This window comes from Pelotomaculum schinkii, assembly GCF_004369205.1.
GTDB lineage: Bacteria > Bacillota > Desulfotomaculia > Desulfotomaculales > Pelotomaculaceae > Pelotomaculum_C > Pelotomaculum_C schinkii.
The window spans coordinates 553,349-572,448 of the sequence record NZ_QFGA01000001.1 but is presented as its reverse complement, the minus strand read 5'-3'; the positions used below and the strand labels follow the sequence as shown (position 1 = coordinate 572,448).

At 50.7% G+C, this 19,100-nt stretch carries 18 protein-coding genes and 1 tRNA gene; 17 read left to right on the top strand and 2 right to left on the bottom strand.

Going from position 1 to position 19,100, the window contains the following annotated elements:
• Positions 1–14 precede the first annotated feature (14 nt).
• Together Psch_RS02845 and Psch_RS02840 are read left to right on the top strand one after the other, a co-directional pair.
• Positions 15–881 (top strand): NAD(P)/FAD-dependent oxidoreductase, encoded by an 867-nt coding sequence (locus Psch_RS02845; protein WP_190239055.1) that lies wholly within the window; start codon positions 15–17, stop codon positions 879–881.
• A gap of 113 nt (positions 882–994) precedes the next feature.
• On the top strand, positions 995–1,417 hold the full coding sequence (locus tag Psch_RS02840) for a DUF4912 domain-containing protein (RefSeq protein ID WP_190239054.1): 423 nt from the start codon (positions 995–997) through the stop codon (positions 1,415–1,417).
• 277 nt (positions 1,418–1,694) lie between these two features.
• Here Psch_RS02840 and lgt read toward each other — a convergent pair whose 3' ends face one another.
• Positions 1,695–2,477 (bottom strand): prolipoprotein diacylglyceryl transferase, encoded by a 783-nt coding sequence (lgt, locus tag Psch_RS02835; protein ID WP_190239053.1) that lies wholly within the window; start codon positions 2,475–2,477, stop codon positions 1,695–1,697.
• 308 nt (positions 2,478–2,785) lie between these two features.
• Between lgt and Psch_RS02830 the strand changes: the two genes are divergently transcribed.
• A complete protein-coding gene (locus tag Psch_RS02830; RefSeq protein WP_190239052.1) occupies positions 2,786–3,193 on the top strand; it encodes a hypothetical protein in 408 nt (135 codons plus the stop codon).
• 144 nt (positions 3,194–3,337) lie between these two features.
• Here the strand turns inward: Psch_RS02830 and Psch_RS02825 are convergent.
• Positions 3,338–3,433, bottom strand: a tRNA-Sec gene (locus tag Psch_RS02825).
• 674 nt (positions 3,434–4,107) lie between these two features.
• Between Psch_RS02825 and Psch_RS02820 the strand changes: the two genes are divergently transcribed.
• The 14 genes from Psch_RS02820 to hydF all read left to right on the top strand — a co-directional run bounded on the left by Psch_RS02820 (position 4,108) and on the right by hydF (position 19,099).
• The gene (locus tag Psch_RS02820) at positions 4,108–5,073 is read left to right on the top strand and encodes a polyprenyl synthetase family protein (RefSeq protein WP_190239051.1); all 966 of its coding nucleotides are present in this window, start codon (positions 4,108–4,110) and stop codon (positions 5,071–5,073) included.
• 22 nt (positions 5,074–5,095) lie between these two features.
• The gene (locus Psch_RS02815) at positions 5,096–5,737 is read left to right on the top strand and encodes a precorrin-2 dehydrogenase/sirohydrochlorin ferrochelatase family protein (protein ID WP_190239050.1); all 642 of its coding nucleotides are present in this window, start codon (positions 5,096–5,098) and stop codon (positions 5,735–5,737) included.
• Complete coding sequence (gene hemA / locus Psch_RS02810; RefSeq protein WP_134217329.1) at positions 5,712–7,031, top strand: glutamyl-tRNA reductase; 1,320 nt, start codon at positions 5,712–5,714, stop codon at positions 7,029–7,031. Before Psch_RS02815 ends, hemA begins: the two co-directional genes overlap by 26 nt.
• Positions 7,032–7,150: 119 nt before the next feature.
• Positions 7,151–8,092, top strand: a complete 942-nt coding sequence (gene hemC / locus Psch_RS02805) for a hydroxymethylbilane synthase (RefSeq protein WP_190239049.1) — start codon at positions 7,151–7,153, stop codon at positions 8,090–8,092.
• Positions 8,085–9,614, top strand: coding sequence for a uroporphyrinogen-III C-methyltransferase (gene cobA, locus Psch_RS02800; RefSeq protein ID WP_190239048.1), 1,530 nt, complete (start codon positions 8,085–8,087; stop codon positions 9,612–9,614). Before hemC ends, cobA begins: the two co-directional genes overlap by 8 nt.
• Positions 9,615–9,877: 263 nt before the next feature.
• The gene (nirJ1, locus tag Psch_RS02795) at positions 9,878–11,056 is read left to right on the top strand and encodes a putative heme d1 biosynthesis radical SAM protein NirJ1 (RefSeq protein ID WP_134217326.1); all 1,179 of its coding nucleotides are present in this window, start codon (positions 9,878–9,880) and stop codon (positions 11,054–11,056) included.
• A gap of 66 nt (positions 11,057–11,122) precedes the next feature.
• A complete protein-coding gene (gene hemB / locus Psch_RS02790) occupies positions 11,123–12,100 on the top strand; it encodes a porphobilinogen synthase (protein WP_190239047.1) in 978 nt (325 codons plus the stop codon).
• Between the two features lie 305 nt (positions 12,101–12,405).
• Entirely contained in the window at positions 12,406–13,398 is a 993-nt protein-coding gene (gene nirJ2 / locus Psch_RS02785) for a putative heme d1 biosynthesis radical SAM protein NirJ2 (protein WP_134217324.1), read from the top strand.
• A 2-nt stretch (positions 13,399–13,400) separates the two neighbouring features.
• The gene (ahbA, locus tag Psch_RS02780; RefSeq protein WP_134217323.1) at positions 13,401–13,856 is read left to right on the top strand and encodes a siroheme decarboxylase subunit alpha; all 456 of its coding nucleotides are present in this window, start codon (positions 13,401–13,403) and stop codon (positions 13,854–13,856) included.
• A gap of 10 nt (positions 13,857–13,866) precedes the next feature.
• The gene (gene ahbB / locus Psch_RS02775; RefSeq protein ID WP_134217322.1) at positions 13,867–14,337 is read left to right on the top strand and encodes a siroheme decarboxylase subunit beta; all 471 of its coding nucleotides are present in this window, start codon (positions 13,867–13,869) and stop codon (positions 14,335–14,337) included.
• A gap of 19 nt (positions 14,338–14,356) precedes the next feature.
• Positions 14,357–15,658, top strand: a complete 1,302-nt coding sequence (hemL, locus tag Psch_RS02770; RefSeq protein WP_134217321.1) for a glutamate-1-semialdehyde 2,1-aminomutase — start codon at positions 14,357–14,359, stop codon at positions 15,656–15,658.
• Positions 15,659–16,156: 498 nt separating this feature from the next.
• On the top strand, positions 16,157–16,408 hold the full coding sequence (locus tag Psch_RS02765) for a TM1266 family iron-only hydrogenase system putative regulator (protein ID WP_134217320.1): 252 nt from the start codon (positions 16,157–16,159) through the stop codon (positions 16,406–16,408).
• Positions 16,409–16,424: 16 nt separating this feature from the next.
• Entirely contained in the window at positions 16,425–17,852 is a 1,428-nt protein-coding gene (locus Psch_RS02760) for an aspartate ammonia-lyase (RefSeq protein ID WP_134217319.1), read from the top strand.
• Positions 17,849–19,099: a [FeFe] hydrogenase H-cluster maturation GTPase HydF gene (gene hydF, locus Psch_RS02755; protein WP_134217318.1), complete on the top strand. Its 1,251-nt coding sequence runs from the start codon at positions 17,849–17,851 to the stop codon at positions 19,097–19,099. Before Psch_RS02760 ends, hydF begins: the two co-directional genes overlap by 4 nt.
• The last annotated feature ends 1 nt before the right edge of the window (position 19,100 follow it).

Genomic DNA, 19,100 nt, shown 5'->3' with positions numbered 1-19,100 from the left:
AAAAGGAGCCCGCCATGAACAAAAAAACCTATGACGTCGCCATTATAGGCTGTGGCCCGGCAGGTCTTTCCGCTGCCGTCAACGCCAGCATCAGGAGGAAATCCATCGTTTTACTGGGAGGTGAGCTTTGTACCCCAAAGCTGCAGAAATCTCCATTGGTCAGCAATTACCTGGGGTTCCCGGAGATCGATGGGCCCTCCTTGCGTGATAAGTTTCTGCGGCATGCCCGCTCAATGGATGTACCTGTCTTACAAGAAAAGGTGGACTCGGTCACCCGGATTGAGGGAGATATTTTTTCCCTGCAGACCAGGCAATCAGAGTATCATACCCGAACAGTAATTATGGCTACGGGTGTAACAGTATCGGAGCTGGTTAAAGGTGAGCGTGAGTTTATAGGTAAGGGGGTCAGCTACTGTGCGACCTGTGATGGGCCTTTGTTTGCCGGCCAGCAGGTGGCGGTCCTGGCCTATACTAAAGAAGGGATAGAAGACGCCAATTATCTGGCCGGCATTTGCCGTAAAGTGTATTTTATCAGCGGTGGCGGGCTTGCGCCGCAAGGACTGAAGGATGTAGTGGAGGTTATTGAAAATCAAAAGGTAGGAGCTATTACCGGAAAAGAATTTGTGTCGGAGGTTATAATCGGTGACCGCACCCTTGCCGTCAATGGGGTTTTTATTTACAGGGAAACCTATTTGCCGGACCAGCTTATCTCCGGACTAACTATCACAGATAACCATATCAATGTGGACCGTTCATTTCAGACCAATGTTAAAGGTGTATTTGCAGCAGGTGATTGCACCGGGAAGCCGTACCAGTTGGCCAAGGCGGTGGGCGAGGGACAGGTTGCCGCTTTGAGCGCGGTGCAATACCTGGACCAGTAAACGATAGGACCTTTTTGAATATCTTTAGCTATCAAGCCATTGAATACGCAGTTTTCGAGCAGGATAATAATGGTCCGGCGTCAAATTGATGTATACAGGAAGGAGGGGCTAAGGTGGATCATCAACATATCCCCGTTCCTCTGCCGCCGGACTATCACGAAAACGCGCTGTTTTTATTGGTGCAGAGTCCCAGGGTACTTTACGTCTACTGGGAACTTTCTCCGGGGCTGAAGGATTTGCTGGAGAAAAAAGAAAAGGTTCAGATCCGGTTAAATATTGAAGGTCGCGGTCCCTTTTACACGACTGAGTTCAATATGTCCCAAAAGAGCTTTTACTTTTCAGACGTCGAACCAGGCCTTACCTACAACTGTGAGATCGGTATCATTAGTCATGATAATTTATTTTATCCGCTGCTTCGTTCAAACTCCGTAAGCACACCCCTTGACCGGCCTGCAGACGGCCGGACCCTTGCTGAAGCCCCACCCGATAACTTGCCGTCCTCAAGTTCCTGGGGCCTGCCAAAAGATGATAAGTAACTAACTATATGTCCTGAAAAAGTACCGGCCTGGTTTTATAAAACCAGGCCGGTATTGAGGGATCCTAGATAAACCCGATGAAGAAGAAAACGCAGATGATGATGAAAAAGAAGAAAAAGAAGCTGAAGTTGAAACTAAAACCTCCGCTGACACCGCCGCCAGCACCAGTAGAAAGGGACATTTTACTACCTCCTTGAAGACTATTTTTTTTATATTATGAATAGTGGAGATAGTGTGTGACAAAAGTAGAAAAATGCGATTATTGTTATTATATGGTTCAGGGCTCTGGTGATTTATGTGAATCTCCTTTTTTTAACCGGCGCAGGTAAATGACTGCGCAGGCAATAATAATCAGTACGCTAAGAAATTGGGCTGACCGGAACGGACCCCACATCAGGCTGTCCAAACGAAGACCTTCAATGAAAAAGCGTCCGGCCGAATAAAGGATGAGATATAACAGCATGATTTGTCCCTTGAAGTGTTGTCGCCGGTGGTAAACCATTAAAACAATAAATACCAGCAGGTCCCAGACTGATTCGTACAAGAAAGCCGGGTGGTGGTACTGACCGCCGATAAACATCTGTCGCTGGATAAAATCCGGAAAGTGGCTGATGTACGCACGGGTAACAGCGCTTCCGTACGCTTCCTGGTTGATAAAGTTTCCCCAGCGGCCGATAGCTTGCCCCAGGATGATGCTTGGCGCAAAGATGTCAGCCAGCTTCCAGAAGTCCAACCGGTGTTTCCTTACATAATAATACCCTACTAGAAAACCGCCTATCAGCCCGCCGTGGATGGCCAGTCCACCATGCCAGGTGGCAAAAATCTCAAGTGGGTTCGACCTGTAATCATCCCAGAGTGAAAACACTTGAAACAATCGGGCTCCGATAATTGACGCGGGGATAATCAGGATCAGCATATTAAGGATATGTTCCGGGTCAATATCTGTCTTTGTGGCATGATAGTACGCCAGGATCGTCCCCAGGATAAAAGCGAAGGTAATAATAATTCCGTACCAATAGATGGTAAACGGACCTATCTGAAAGGCTACAGGGTCAAGCATGTACTTTCCTCCTAAAGGATTTATTTTCTTATATATTATATATAATAGTAAAAAAAGACTGGTTTTACAACCAACCCCATGCCCCTGCTGAATTATGTACATCTTAAGATCCGGGTTAAAAACACCCGGATTTTTTTCCAGTTAAGACGTTTCATATTTGGTCAAATAATAAACTATTGGATACCATAGCCTAAAACAGGGATACGTTTTTGTTTTACCCAAAACTTGCGTGTTGCTCTGGGTTACTAATTGAATTATATTAATTATGGCTGCAAAACTACTATGATATATGGGGAGAGGTGCGTTAAATGCGAAAAATCTTCTTGATTGTCTTGACATTGACCTTTTTGCTAACACTGTCGTCCGCAGCGTTTGCCGGTCAGTCAGATACTTTTGTTTTCTATGGTAATAGTCAAGTTGGGAGTATATCTAATGGTTACCAAGGTTATAGCTGGAACCATTCTGGTTCAGATCGGGAAGTAACAATAAATATTAACAAAATACTTGACAGGTATTACCAGAGCTGGAATAATAAAAAAATTAGCTGGCGCCACATATGGAATAACAATAGGAACGCTGAAAGGTATTTCTATGTTGACGCCAATGGTGTGAACCATTATTTCTACCTTGACCCGGATAGGGATTATGAAGTGCGGCAATATGTAGATAAATACGGTGTAACCCAGTTTGCATTCGTGGCTAAAGGTTGGAAATAGTTAATAAGTATAATACATGTTATTAAGGCAGGAAATTGCTCCTACCTTTTTTTTTATCCACTTCTCAATCAAAATGCTTAACCCCTGATTTCAGTTAATTCACATACAAAAAGCCTTCGCTCCCAGGAGGCTTTGCTATTACTTTGGCGGGAGTGTGTGAGAATCGAACTCACCATGGACCTCATCAGCCCAACGACTGGTTTTGAAGACCAGGAGCACCACCAGGCGCCATCCACCCCCGAAAAAATAACTTGGTATTTACAATAATTGTAGACTGGGCTACATTGTATAATAAAATCTTATAAAAATCAAGAAAGAAGCCTTAAAACCTATAATCCAAGTTGAACTGCAGCCTTTTTCCTTCACATCCGGTTTACTTTTTAGATTCTCCGGTGGGTTGTACAGGATGGAGCTTCGGGACATATTTAGGGAGCCACGTTGACGGATTGAGGTGTATACCTATACAAATTTATCCAATAATGGATTTCTCCCAGCTTAACTAAATCAATACAAGTTATAATTGTATAACTTTGCCATTTCTACAGTACAGTGGAAGCTTGCTTTCATTCAGCAAGCTTAACTTTTGGAGTGTAACCGAGTATGTTATATGCCCCATGGAAACACTTCTGTTAAGATTTGCTTCCAGGAAAGGTCTGCCTTTTGATAAATTGTTGAATCGCGCTCTCCCAAAGGAGATCTGGAATCCTTTGTTTCGGGACAAACTTTATGTATAATAATTATACTTACTTTTAGAGGTTGGATGGAAGAACTAAATAAACAAACTTTTCCCAATTAACAGGAAGGAATTTAAATGCTTACCGCGAATAATTATTTCTGGAAACAATTTGCATAATATTTATAATTTTTTATTAAATATTCTTTTTTTCATTTAAAAGGCAGAGGAAGCGGTAAGGATGTTGGAGTTTTTTGAAGACATCGCAACAGAACTGCAGATGGTGGAAAAAGAGTTGAGTGTCGTGGTGAAAACGCCAAACCCGCTCCTAACCGAGACCTCCACGCATCTCCTCAATGCGGGAGGTAAAAGACTAAGACCTGCGCTCTGCCTCTTCGGGGCAAAATTTTACAACTTTAACCCGCAGAGGATCCTGCCGCTGGCTACTGCCTTGGAACTGATCCATATGGCTACACTTGTACATGACGATGTGGTGGACGCGTCGCTAACCCGCAGGGGCAAGCCCACGGTCAAGGCCATGTGGGGCAACAGTATCTCCACCCATATAGGTTCCTACCTTTTTGCCAAGTCTCTCATCTTGATCGCCCGTTATGAATATGCACCTCTTATTTCCATCGTCCTGGCCAGCACCAGTGTCAATATGGGTGAGGGCGAGATCCAGCAGATAGCAGCCTCCTTTGACGTCAAACAGAGCTTTAGGGATTACCTATACCGTATTAACCGCAAGACGGCCATGCTTATTGCGGCCAGCGCTCAACTGGGAGCCGTAGCCTGCGGCGCCCCCAAAAGCGTCTACTACCCGCTGTATCGGTACGGACATGGGGTGGGGATGGCTTTTCAGATTACCGACGATATCCTGGACATGGTTGCCGACCAGCAGGAATTGGGCAAACCAATCGGCAGTGACCTGCGCCAGGGGATAATCACCCTCCCGGTTATTTATGCCCTGGACTCTGCCAGGCAAAAGGACCGGCTCAGAGAACTGGTAGCAAAACCTGAAAAAGACGAGGATGAGATGCAGGAAGCCATAAGCATCATCACCAATAGTGGGGCTATAGAGCGTTCTTTTGAACTGGTTGGGAAATATATCAACAGGGCCAAGCAGGCTTTAAAAGAGCTTCCTGACATACCCACCAGGTTGACCTTAAGCCTTGCGGCGGATTTTGTTGGAGCAAGAAAATACTAATACAGACATAAGGTGGATATGATTGTCAAGACGTTACTTTATCTCACTGAATTTAACCGGCAAGACTTGTCTGGTTGTGGGCGGCGGGCAAGTAGCCGAGCGCAAAGTCCACTCCTTGCTTGAATGCGGCGCTCACGTTGTTGTAGTCAGTCCTTCCATAACACCCGGCCTCGCGAAGCTGGCAGAGGAAGACAAGCTTGTTTACAGACAGGGTTATTACAGGGTATCCGACTTGGCCGGCGTTTTCCTGGTGATCGGCGCTGCCAACCGGGAGGAGGTCAACCGGCAGGTTGCTGACGATTGCGCAGTTCGCAATTTGATAGTGAACATTGTTGATGACCAGGCCAAAGGTAATTTTTTTGTACCCGCGGTGGTCAGGCGGGGAGATCTTAGTATTGCTGTTTCCACGGACGGCAAGAGCCCCATGCTGGCCCGTAAAATTCGCGAAGACCTGGAAAAAACCTATGGCGCTCCCTTTGGGGAGTTTCTTGAGTTGCTGGGAGATTTACGTCAGGAGGTCATCCGAAATGTTGCCGATCGGGATTTAAAGAGAGCGATATTGGAAAATATGGTTGACAGTGAAGTCCTCAGCCTTCTTAAAGAGGGCTGCATAGAGAGGGTAAAGGAGAGGTTGCGCAGTGCTTATCGCAGTGGTCGGTCTTAACCACAGGACGGCGCCTGTGGAGGTACGTGAAAAGCTGTCTTTTTCAGGAGAAACACTTGAGGGTGCGCTGTTACAGCTCAAATCTTATCCTGTCATTCAAGGTTGCGCCATCCTTTCGACCTGTAACAGGACCGAGATTTATGCCGCCACCATGGAAATGGACGAAGGGCTCAATGCCATTTGGGATTTTCTCTCCCGCTCTTCGGGCGCAGATATTTCCCAGATCAAAAACTTCACTTACTGCCATACCCTCTACGATACTATTCGCCATATTTTCCGTGTTGCGGCCGGCCTGGATTCGATGCTGCTGGGGGAAACCCAAATTTTAGGGCAGGTGAGAACGGCATACCAGCAGGCAGTTGAGTATGGGACCACCAACCGTGTCCTGAACATGCTTTTCCAGCAGGCAATTACGATTGGCAAGCGGGTACGTACAGAGACTGGGATTGATCAGAACGCCGTTTCGACGGGCTACGCCGCCGTGGAGTTGGCCAGGACACACCTGTGCAGCCTTGACAGCCGCACCGTGCTGCTGGTGGGCGCCGGCAAGATCAGCGAGCTGACCGCCAAGCATTTGGTCGCAAATGGTGTTACCAGCGTCATTGTCTCCAACCGTTCTTTTGAACGCGCGGAATCCCTGGCTACGCAGCTTGACGGTAAGGCCGTCAAATTTAACGAGATGTACCGGTACATGGAGGAAGCAGACATTGTGATCAGCTGCACCGCGGCCGCCCACTGCGTGGTGAGGGCCGCAGAAATGTGCAGGGTAATGGAAAGAAGGAATGGCCGCCGGATTGTTATGATCGACATCGCGGTGCCGCGGGATATTGAGACAGAAGTTGGTAATATTGAGGGTATAACCCTTTATGACATAGATGATTTGAAAAATATTGTTGGCCAGAACCTGGAACAGCGTAAAAAAGCAGCCGTTATAGCGGAAGGTATCATCGAAGAGGAACTGGACGAATTTATGCGGTGGCTGGGCATGCAGTTTGTGGTGCCCACCATTACAGCCCTGAAACAGTGGGGTGAAAAGATAAAACAAAAGGAGCTGAAGCGGGCGCTGAACAGGCTGGGCGACCTTTCCGAGCATGACCGGAAGGTTGTTGGTTCCCTGGCAAACTCCATTGTCAATCAGGTCCTGCACCTGCCGGTATCCAAGCTTAAAAGTTACGCCCTCACCACAGAGGGGCACTTGTATACCGAGATCCTGCAAAACCTCTTTGATCTGGAAGTCGCGGGACAGAAGCCCAAGAAAAAGACGGCTTCCCACCCCAAGGAAAATTTGTTTTAATTAAAGAGGATTATCCTGGACCTTAATACGGAAATCAGCGCTTTTTTACCTTGCTGCAGCAGAATAAATGCCAGAAAATGCTGATTAATTTTTTCATTTGTTTGGATAGGAGGCCGGGTATGCGACGTGAAATTGTGGTAGGCACCAGAGAAAGCAGGCTGGCCTTGTGGCAGGCCAATTGGGTTGTAGAGAACCTGAAAGAAGCCAACCCAGCATATCATTTTCGCATCGTGGGGATGCGCACCCAGGGTGACAACATCCTGGATGTAGCTCTTGCTAAAATAGGAGACAAGGGGATTTTTACCAAGGAATTGGAGTTGGCCATGCTGCGTGGGGATATTGACCTGGCTGTCCACAGCATGAAAGACCTGCCTACCGAATTGCCGGAGGGCTTGTGCGTAGGGGCCGTTTGTTGCCGTGAATACCCTGGTGACGTACTGATTACAAAGTACGGGAAAAGCCTGGATGCGTTACCCCGGGGCGCCTTGATCGGCACCAGCAGCCTCAGGCGTTGCGCCCAACTGCTCGGCTACAGGTCCGACCTCAAGATGGTGGATTTGCGCGGCAATATCAATACCCGCCTGCGCAAGCTCGATGAAGACGGGCTTGACGCTACTGTACTGGCTTATGCCGGCGTTAAACGCATGGGGTGGGAGAACAGGATTACACAGATGATCCCTTTCGATATTTGCCTGCCTGCTGTTGGTCAGGGTTCGATTGGGGTGGAGGTACGTAGAGACAGTGAAGAAGTATTAAGGTTGGTTTCGAGGATAGACCACACTGAATCCCGTTGCGCTATTCAGGCCGAAAGGGCGCTCCTCAAAAAACTGGAGGGGGGATGCCAGGTCCCGGTAGGCGCCCTGGGTACAGTTGACAACTCCCGTCTAATGCTGGAGGGACTGGTGGCCCGCCTTGACGGCAAACAAGTGGTGCGTTCCTCTATGGCAGGAGGCATGGGGGAAGCTGAGAAACTCGGTGAAAGACTGGCGGAGAAGCTTTTGGAGATGGGCGCCGGGGATATTTTACAGGAAATGAGACAGGAGAAAAGGATTTATGAATAAAGGCTTGGTTTACCTGGTAGGGGCAGGTCCGGGCGATCCTGAATTAATTACGGTCAAGGGACTTGAAGCGATCCGGAAAGCTGACGTAATCATGTATGACCGGCTTGCCGGCCGCAGGCTCCTGGCTTTTGCCCGGTCTGGGGCCGAACTTATTTATGCCGGAAAATCTCCAGACCGCCACACCTTAAAACAGGAAGAAATAAACCGTCTGTTGGTGGAAAAAGCCCTGGAAGGCAAAGTTGTGACCAGGCTTAAAGGTGGTGACCCCTTCGTATTCGGCCGGGGTGGTGAGGAAGCGGAGGCTCTGGTTGAAGCAGGTGTTCCCTTTGAAATAGTTCCGGGGGTTACTTCCGCTGTAGCGGTTCCGGCCTACGCAGGCATTCCGGTGACACACCGGGAGCTCGCCTCAACCCTTTCCATTATTACCGGGAATGAAGACCCGGTCAAGGATGACAGCAGCATTGCCTGGGACAAGCTGGCGACTTCGGGCGGTACCCTGGTATTCTTGATGGGTATGTCCAACCTGCCCAACATTACCGGACGCCTGCTTGCGTACGGCAAACCGGCTCAGACACCGGCAGCGTTGATCCGGTGGGGGACCACACCGGAGCAGCAGACCCTGGTGGGAACGCTGGGAGACATCAGCGCCAAAGCTATTCAGACAGGTTTTAAAAATCCCGCTGTTATTGTTGTGGGTGAGGTTGTGTCAATGCGGGAAAAGCTCAACTGGTTTGAAAACAAGCCCTTTTTCGGTAAAAGGGTGCTGGTGACCAGGGCCAGAGAGCAAGCCAGCAGGCTCTCGGAGGCAATCCACGCCCTGGGGGGAGAGCCGGTGGAGTATCCCACCATCAGTATTGCAGAACCGGACGATTATGCTAAAATGGACATGGCTATTCAAGAAATAGAGTCTTTTAACTGGATAATATTCACCAGCGTTAACGGTGTGGCATCGTTTTTTAGACGGTTGCGCCATCACCGCCAGGATGTCCGCAGGCTGCACCGTGCGAGATTATGTGCCATCGGGCCTAAAACCAGTGAGGCCCTTGAAAACTACGGACTTCTGGTGGAGACAGTACCCGGTGAATACCGTGCCGAAGAGATTGTGAGAGAACTGCAGGACAAAGTTGTGGCTGGAGACAGGGTGTTGCTGCCGCGGGCTGAAATAGCCCGCAGGGTGCTGCCGGAGGCGCTGACTGCCATGGGAGCGGTGGTAACAGAGGTTACGGCTTACCGGACACGCACCGGAAGTGACGACAGTAGTCTGATTACGGCCATGCTGCAAAGGAAAGAAATCCAGGTAATAACCTTTACCAGTTCCTCAACTGTCCAAAACTTTGTGAAAATGCTGGACGCCCCGAACCTGAGCGACCTCCTCGAAGGGATCACAGTGGCTTGCATCGGACCTATAACCGCTGCTACTGCCCGCGACCTTGGCGTTAACGTTGACGTGGTGGCAGGTGAGTATACCATCGAGGGGTTGATAAAATCTATCCGGGATTATTTTAGCCGGTTTCCGGCTTAATACTGATTAGTTTTTAAGTAGTTGCCCACGCCGCCGGCGCATCAGAAAACAACAGCCGATGTAGGCGCCATTTCAATCGCACACGGCGCGTGAGCGCCGGACTTGGGGAGCTAATGTAACATTTGTGCGAATGAATTCGCACCTGCATTTCTGGGGTTCCCTCTGTGAGCTGAACAACTGTGCAGCTATTTTCAAGGAAGCAAAAGAACCGTCCCCCTGCTTCCCCCTGCTTCCCAAATATTGAACCGTAAAGGTGTGGTTAAATGATCAGTGTCACCAAGCTTTTATGTGATACGGAGTATTTTGGTGATTCTCTCCGCTATAGCCAGGACTCGCAAGGCCAGGTACACGGGACAACCGCGGGACATGGTCCGGTGGTGGTGTGGAATTGCACCCGTACCTGCAATTTAAAATGCAGGCATTGCTACTCAAATTCCGAAGCCAAAGATTATGAGGGGGAGCTAACCACAGGCGAGGCCTTGCGCTTTATTGACAGCTTGGCTGAGTTCAAGGTCCCGGTTCTCCTTTTTTCCGGTGGTGAGCCCCTTCTGAGAAAAGACCTGCTGCAACTGGCCTCATACGCTGCAAGCAAGGGGATCAGACCCACTATTTCCACCAACGGCACCCTTCTAGAGCCTGATACTGTAAACTTTCTGAAAAATATCGGAGTAGGCTATGTCGGCGTCAGCCTGGACGGGATTGGGGAAAACAACGACCGCTTTCGCGGGCGCCGGGGCGCCTTTAACGCTGCCTTGAAAGGGATTCGGAACTGTATTGCGGCAGGCCAACGGGTGGGGCTTCGCTTTACCATCAATCGTAATAACTATAAAGACTTGAACGATATTTTCGACCTGGTCGAGCAGGAGGATATCCCCCGTGTTTGTTTTTACCACCTTGTCTATGCCGGACGCGGCAGCAAGATGGTGGAAGAGGATGTCACCCGCCAGGAGGCCCGTGCGGCCTTAGATTTGATCATGGACAGGACCCTGGATTTTTACCGCCGTGGTCTGAAAAAAGAAATACTGACCGTTGACAACCATGCCGACGGTGTATATATTTACCTCAAACTTAAGAAAACGGAGCCCGTCAGGGCGGAACAGGCGCTTAAACTTTTGCGGCTCAACGGGGGGAACCGGACTGGAGTTGCCATCGGCGCTGTGGATTGGTATGGCAATGTCCACCCGGACCAGTTTACCCAGAACCACACCTTCGGCAACGTCAAGGAACGCAAGTTTGGCGATATCTGGACCGACGCCGGCCAGCCAATTTTAGCAGGCTTGAAAAACCGTAGATCCTTGCTCAAGGGGCGCTGCGCTCAATGCCGCTGGCTGGACATCTGCAACGGCAATTTCAGGGCCCGGGCCGAGGCAGTTACGGGGGATTTTTGGGAGTATGACCCCGCCTGCTACCTGACTGCGGAGGAGATTGGTCAAAAAAACTGATGCTGTATATTTTTTTGTTGGATTGCAAGCTTTGCACAGACATACTTGAAATAGGGGGTATTTTGGATGCCTTTTCCTGTACAACGCCCCAGGCGGCTCAGACTTAGCGAGAATATACGGCGAATTGTGCGTGAAACCAGCCTGTCCGTTAACGACCTGGTTTACCCTGTTTTCGTGACCCACGGAAAAGGAGTTGCCCGTCCCGTGGAGGCCATGCCCGGTATCTGCAATTATTCAATAGATCAACTGCTGGGAGTTCTTCAGGAAGTTGTTGGCTTAAAAATCCCTGCCATAATGCCCTTCGGGATTCCTGCTGCAAAAGATGAAGTTGGTTCTGAGGCTTACGCCGATGATGGGATTATCCAGCAGGCGGTGCGGGCTGTCAAGAAAGAGTACCCGGAACTAATGGTAATCACCGACCTTTGCCTCTGTGAGTACACCAGCCACGGACACTGCGGGATCGTTGAAGACGGTTGCGTACTGAACGATCCAACCCTGGAGCTGCTGGCAAGGACTGCGGTTTCTCACGCGGAAGCGGGCGCGGATATGGTTGCCCCTTCGGACATGATGGACGGCAGGGTAGGCGCCATACGAGCTGCGCTGGATGCCGGAGGTTATGAAAACATACCGGTTATGGCCTATTCTGCCAAGTATGCTTCCGCCTACTATGGTCCGTTCCGGGAAGCGGCAGGCTCAACCCCCCGCTTCGGAGACAGGAAGGCCTATCAGATGGATCCTGCCAATGCAGCCGAGGCGCTGCGCGAGGTCCGGCTGGATATCGAAGAGGGGGCCGACATTGTCATGGTCAAGCCGGCCCTGGCCTATATGGATGTAATTCGCCGGGTCAAGGATGCGTGCGACTATCCCGTAGCGGCCTATAATGTCAGCGGTGAGTACAGCATGGTCAAAGCTGCGGCCGCAAATGGCTGGGTGGATGAGCGCAGGATCGTACTGGAGACCCTCACCGGCATTAAACGGGCCGGCGCCGATATCATCATCACCTACCACGCCATCGACGCTGCCAAGTGGATAAAAGGGTTATAAGTGGGACAAAGATCTCTTGTAAGTGAGATACGGGAAAGTCTAAGTTGTAGCAAATCCACGGTAAAGGCGTAAGGCTTAGGTCGTAGGGCGTAAGATATAAGGACATTTTAATACTTTTGAAAAAGTAGTATTTTTTGCAACTGTATGTTTTGCCAAACGTAAAAAATTTTCTTCCTTCGCTTTATGACTTTTGAGTAAGATTTAACCTGTACTTTAACTAATAAACAAAAAATACACCTCTTCCTTAAACAATTGGTTTTACGCCCTACGCCTTACGACCTACGACTTTTATACGGAGGTTTATTGTGATAATTTCCTGGAATACAACAAATGCCTGTAACATGTACTGCAAGCACTGCTACCGGGATGCCGGGGCCAAGGCCGAAGAGGAGCTCGGCACTGAGGAAGGCCTGGCCCTGATTGACCAGATTGCCGGGGCAGGTTTTAAAATAATGATATTCAGCGGTGGCGAGCCGTTGATGCGAGATGATATTTTTGATCTGGTGAGCCACGCTCGCGAGATGGGTCTGCGGCCTGTATTCGGGACCAACGGTACCCTGATTACGGGGGGAACAGCTCAGAAGCTGAAGAAAGCCGGGGCGATGGCCATGGGCATCAGTCTCGACAGTGTCGACTCCGTGCGTCACGATGATTTTCGCGCCACACCAGGCGCCTGGCAGGGCGCGGTCGACGGCATGCTGGCCTGCCGCGAGGCCGGACTGCCTTTTCAGCTCCATACCACAGTGATGGACTGGAATATGCCGGAAGTGGAAAAGCTGACCGATTTTGCTGTGAAGATGGGAGCCATTGGCCACCACATCTTTTTTCTGGTCCCTACCGGGCGCGCTGTTAATATTGAGGCCGAATCGCTCAGGTCTGAACAGTATGAGGAGCTCTTGCGCCGGATTATGCAAAAACAGGCTGAAGTTAAAATCGAGTTGAAACCGACCTGCGCCCCACAGTTTATGCGCGTTGCTGACCAGATGGGGGTCAAGACCCGTTTCAGCAAGGGCTGTCTGGCCGGGATATCTTATTGCATCATCAGTCCCAAGGGTATTGTGCAACCCTGCGCCTACCTGAATTTGCCGGCCGGGAATGTCCGAGAAACACCCTTTGGGGAAATCTGGCGGGAAGCGGAGATATTTAAAAAGCTCCGCACCGAGGACTACCAGGGAGGCTGCGGAAGCTGCCGGTACCAAAAGGTATGCGGCGGCTGTCGGGCCCGTGCCTACTTTTACCACGGTGACTATATGGCTGAAGAGCCGTGGTGTATCTACCACGGGCGAAGGGGATATTGAACATGGTGTTTGACGAGACGGACAGGAAGCTTCTCAGGCTTATCCAGACCAGTTTGCCTATTGTTCCCGAACCCTACCGGGAGGTAGGAGAAGTGCTGGGCCTCAGTGAAACTGAGGTAATCGCACGGCTAAGGCTGCTGATTGAAAACGGGGTCATCCGCCGCCTCGGCGGGGTTTTTGATTCCAGGAAACTGGGTTACAGTGGGGCTCTATGTGCCATGGAGGTCACTGCAGAGCGCATCGATGAGGTGGCTAAAGTGGTCAATTCATTTGCTGGAGTGACCCACAACTACTTGAGAGAAGACCCAATCAATATGTGGTTTACACTGCTGGCTCCTTCCGAGGAAAAGCTGGCGGAGACTTTAAAAGGGATCAGGGAACGTACCGGTATACAAGAAATCATGACCTTTCCCGCTGAAAATATTTATAAAATAAGGGTGAACTTCGATCTCGACTGAGGTGTTAGTTTTGGAGCTGAGCGAACAGGACAGACAAATAGTTCGGGTTCTACAGGAGGGCTTGCCGTTGGTTAGCCGTCCTTTCCAGGCCCTGGCACAAGTTTTGGGGATGTCCGAGGAGACCCTCATAATGGACGTAAAAAGGCTTGTTGACCAAGGCCTGATCAGGCGTTTTGGGGCTACCGTGCGCCATCAGGATCTCGGTTACGTGGCCAACGCCATGGTAGTATGGGATGTTCCTGACAGTCAGGTTCATGAGGCCGGCAGGATTATGGCCGCTTTTGAAGAGGTAACCCATTGCTACCAGCGGCCCCGCCACCCCAGGTGGCCTTTCAATCTGTATACGATGGTGCATGGACAGACCAGAGAGGAATGTTTGCAGGTGGCGGAGAGAATTTCCAGGGCCGCAGGCTTGGAAAAATACCGTCTTTTATTCAGCACTGCTGAATTGAAAAAAAGCAGCATGCGCTACTTTGAATAAGGAAAGGGGTTTTCTAAAAGTGCCAAAAGACTTCTCCAAATCAGTTGCTCTTTACGAAGAAGCGCTTAAGATCATTCCCGGCGGTGTAAATAGCCCGGTCAGAGCTTTTAAATCTGTTGGTTTAAATCCCGTCTTTATCAGCCGGGGTGAAGGCGCGCATATTTATGACGCTGATGGCAATTCATATATCGATTATGTGGGTTCCTGGGGCCCTTTAATCCTGGGCCACCGGCATCCCCATGTAATTGAAGCTCTGGAAAGATGTCTGCGGGAGGTCGGCACCAGTTTCGGAGCCCCAACGGAATTAGAAAATATCCTCGCTGCCATGGTTGTGGAAGCTGTTCACTCGATAGATATGGTCCGTCTGGTTAACTCCGGGACGGAAGCCACCATGAGCGCTCTAAGGCTGGCCCGGGGGTACACCGGACGCAATAAAATTGTTAAATTCGAAGGGTGCTACCACGGGCATGCCGACTTTTTGCTGATCAAAGCAGGTTCCGGCGCTTTGACCCTGGGGACTCCCACCAGCCCTGGAATACCGCCCGGCTCGGCGGTTAACACCATTATTGCCAATTACAACGACCTCGACGGTCTTAACGAAATTTTCAAGCTGGAAGGCGAGGATATCGCGGCAGTCATTGTCGAGCCGGTTACCGGCAACATGGGGGTCATCCCGCCGGCCCCAGGGTTTTTGGAGGGTCTACGCAACCTTACCAGCACTTACGGGAGCCTTCTCATTTTTGATGAGGTCATGACCGGATTTCGTGTCGCCTATGGGGGAGCCCAACAGCTTTACGGCATTACTCCTGATTTAACCTGCCTGGGTAAAATCATAGGCGGTGGGCTTCCAGTAGGGGCTTATGGCGGAAAACGTGAAATCATGGAGAGAGTTTCCCCATCCGGTCCGGTCTACCAGGCGGGGACCCTGTCAGGCAATCCCCTGGCTGTTACCGCCGGCATTGCCACCCTGGAGATAATCCGGCAACCGGGAGTATACGAGCAGCTAGAACAGAGTTCTCAAGCCCTTGCGAGCGGTCTGGCCGAGGCTGCCGGGGAAGCCGGGGCAGAGGTGTGTCTTAACCGGGTTGGCTCAATGTTGTGTTGTTTCTTCACCGGGCAAGACGTTAAGGACTATGCTTCAGCCTGTACTTCCAATACTGCTCAATATGCGGCCTTCTTTAAGGCGATGCTGGAACAGGGGGTCTACCTGGCTCCCTCGCAGTTTGAGGCGGCATTTATGTCCTTAGTCCACGGCGACGGCGAAATCGACGAGACAGTGGAGGCTGCGCGCCACTCCTTCAAGACAGCTATGGAAAAGTAGACTTCTATAAGTAAATGCATATGGAACAATTTTAGATAAATGATGGTATGAGGAATATATCCTCCAACCTGAAAATGTAGGGCGAATTCATTCGCACAAGAGTTGCATTAGATGCCCAAGTGCGGCGCTGGCGCGCCGTGTGCGATTAAAATCGCATCTGCATCGGCTGGTATTTTCATGATACGTGGCACCGCGATAGGTATGATTGTCTGCGAATTAAATTAAAATAAAGTTTAAGAATTGGCTGATTGTTTTTATGGCAATAAAGAGTATAATGTTTACAAGTAAAAATTCATAAGCCTGACGGGTACGGGCGAAACCGTCCCGGAGGGTCAAAAAGATTCTGCGAAGAAGGGAAATCCCCTGCTCTCAAGGAGAAGTGACAGCACTTTTAGGCCCTTTTTCGCACAAGAGAAAAGGGCTTTATTATTGTTGAAGGTTATGTTTGCGTTGTAAGCCCGCAGGTCGCCGTGGCAAGTTTAATATAGGGGGATTCATATGGACAGGCGCATTGGTGTGATCGGGATCGTGGTGGAAAGCAGAGAGGATGCTTCCCGCCGGATTAACACGGTCCTGAGTGAGTATGGAGAAATGATTGTGGGGAGGATGGGGGTCCCTTACCGGGACCGCAATCTCTCGATTATCTCCCTGATTGTGGACGGATCTACGGACGAGATTGGCGCTATGACCGGTAAGCTTGGCAGCCTTACCGGAGTTAAAGTAAAAACAGCGCTATTGACAAAAGGTTAGACTGGAGGGCCGTTAAGTGGAGTTTCGCATTGAAAAGGATATGCTTGGTGAAGTAAAAGTTCCACAGGCAGCCTATTACGGCATCCATACCGTTCGTGCGGCCGGCAATTTTCCGGTATCCGGATTTAAAACAAACCCCTTCCTAATCAGAGCGGTGGCCCAGGTCAAGCAGGCAGCGGCAGAGGCCAATATGAGCGCGGGACTGTTGGACCGCAGGATTGGCGAAGCCATCGTCAAGGCTGCAGGCGAGGTAGCTGGCGGTGGACTGTCCGACCAGTTTATTGTTGATGCCTTTCAGGGCGGGGCGGGGACATCCACCAACATGAACGTTAATGAAGTGATTGCCAACCGTGCCATAGAACTCCTCAGGGGGCAAAAAGGGGACTACCTGCTGGTTGACCCTTTGGAGCACGTAAATTTATCCCAGTCGACAAACGATGTCTATCCGACCGCCCTGCGGGTTGCCGCCATTGGCAGGGTCCTGGACCTCAGCGAGGTACTGGCTGATCTCCAGGGCGCCCTGCAGGAAAAAGAGGCGTCGTTCGCAGGGATATTAAAAATTGGCCGCACTGAGATGCAGGACGCAGTGCCGGTTACGCTGGGGCAGGAATTCAGCGCCTATGCCGAAGCCATTGCCAGAGACCGCTGGCGCCTTTATAAGGTCGAAGAGAGGCTGCGTCAGGTTAACCTGGGTGGTACTGCGGTGGGTACGGGTTTGAACGCCAATCCTCATTATATCTACTCAGTTATTGAAGAACTTCGAGCTATAACCGGGTACGGTTTAGCACGTTCTGAGAATACCATAGACCTGACCCAGAATACCGATGTCTTCGTGGAGGTGTCCGGTCTTTTAAAAGCGGCGGCGGTAAACCTGGCCAAGATGGCCGGTGACCTGAGGCTTCTTTCCTCAGGCCCCCTCGGAGGTCTGGCTGAAATCAAGCTGCCGGAAATACAGGCCGGGTCATCGATCATGCCAGGCAAGGTAAACCCGGTGATTCCTGAAATGATTACCCAGGTTTCCTTCCAGGTGATGGGCAACGATCAGGTCCTTGCGGCAGCCGCAGCGGCGGGTAGTTTAGAATTGAACGCCTTTATGCCGGTCATTGCTCATACCCTGCTCCAGTCCTTGGAAATGCTGATCAATGCGGTTAACATCTTAAACGAAAAATGTGTTAAAGGGATCATGGCGGATGAGGCCAGGTGCCGTCGCTGGCTGGAAGAAAGCCACGGTTTTATTACCGCCTTAACTCCCCACCTGGGTTACGGTCAAGCTGCGGAACTAGTTAAGCAAGCCAGGCGGGAGAGCAAGAATTTAAGGGAAGTCGTCATAGAATCAGGATTATTTACCTCAGAAGACCTGGCAGCTATTTTTACTCCTGGTGAACTTACCAGGCCGGGTGTGGCCGGGACCAAATACCTGAAAAAAGGCAGGGATAAAAGATGAGTGTGGGGAGTTTAAATGACACACCGCGGGGAAATAGGCTCCATATCGCTATTTTCGGCCGCCGCAATGCCGGCAAGTCCAGCCTGATCAACGCGTTGACCAACCAGGAAATCGCTATCGTATCCAGCATTCCGGGCACAACTACCGACCCCGTTTACAAGTCGATGGAAATCCTGCCGGTAGGTCCCGTGGTGATAATTGACACAGCCGGTATTGACGACGTGGGCGAACTGGGCGACCTGCGTATTCAGAAGACAATTGCCGTACTTCACAAGGCTGACTTGATGCTCCTGGTAATCGACCCGGTACAGGGCGCCGGGGAATATGAGAAGGATTTGATCAAGAAAGCCGCAGAGCAGGGAGTGCCGGTAGTCGGAGTCTTGAACAAGATGGATCTTAACCAGGAGGCCGGGTCGGAGGCAGTGGAGGAAATCCTGGGGATTAAGGTTGTGCCGGTAAGCGCTGTGACCAGGTTGGGCATCGAGGGTTTAAAAAAGGAAATCATCAAGGCTGCGCCCAAGGAGTGGACCTCGCCAACTATCCTCGGGGACCTGATTGACCCGGGCGATACCGTGGTGCTGGTAGTTCCCATAGACCTGGCAGCCCCCAAAGGCAGGATCATCCTGCCCCAGGTGCAGACTATCAGGGACCTCCTGGATAATGACGCCATTACCCTGGTAGTCAAGGAAAGGGAACTTAAGAGAGCGTTGGCAGGGCTTTCCTCCAAACCCAAGCTGGTAGTTACGGACTCGCAGGCTTTTTTGAAAGTGGACGCTGATACTCCTGGAGACGTGATGATGACCTCATTTTCCATACTGTTTGCCCGTTACAAGGGGAATCTGGAGGCGCTGGTGGCAGGGGCGATGGCAGTTGACAGATTGAAGCCCGGGGATCGTGTTCTTGTTGCCGAGGCCTGCACCCACCACCGGGTATCGGACGATATCGGCACCGTAAAAATTCCCCGCTGGCTGCGCCAAAAGGCGGGAGGAGAACTGCATTTCGACTGGTCCAGCGGAAATACGCTGCCGGCTGACCTGGGGCAGTACAACCTGATTGTTCACTGTGGGGCCTGCATGATTAACCGTAAGGAAATGCTGCACCGGATTATACAGGCCAACAGCGCCGGGGCGCCGGTGGTAAATTACGGGGTGCTGATTGCCCACGTGCACGGCATATTGAGGAGGGCTCTATCACCCTTCCCCTCTGCGCTTCAGCTGCTGGACGAAATTGAGACTGGAGTGAATTAAG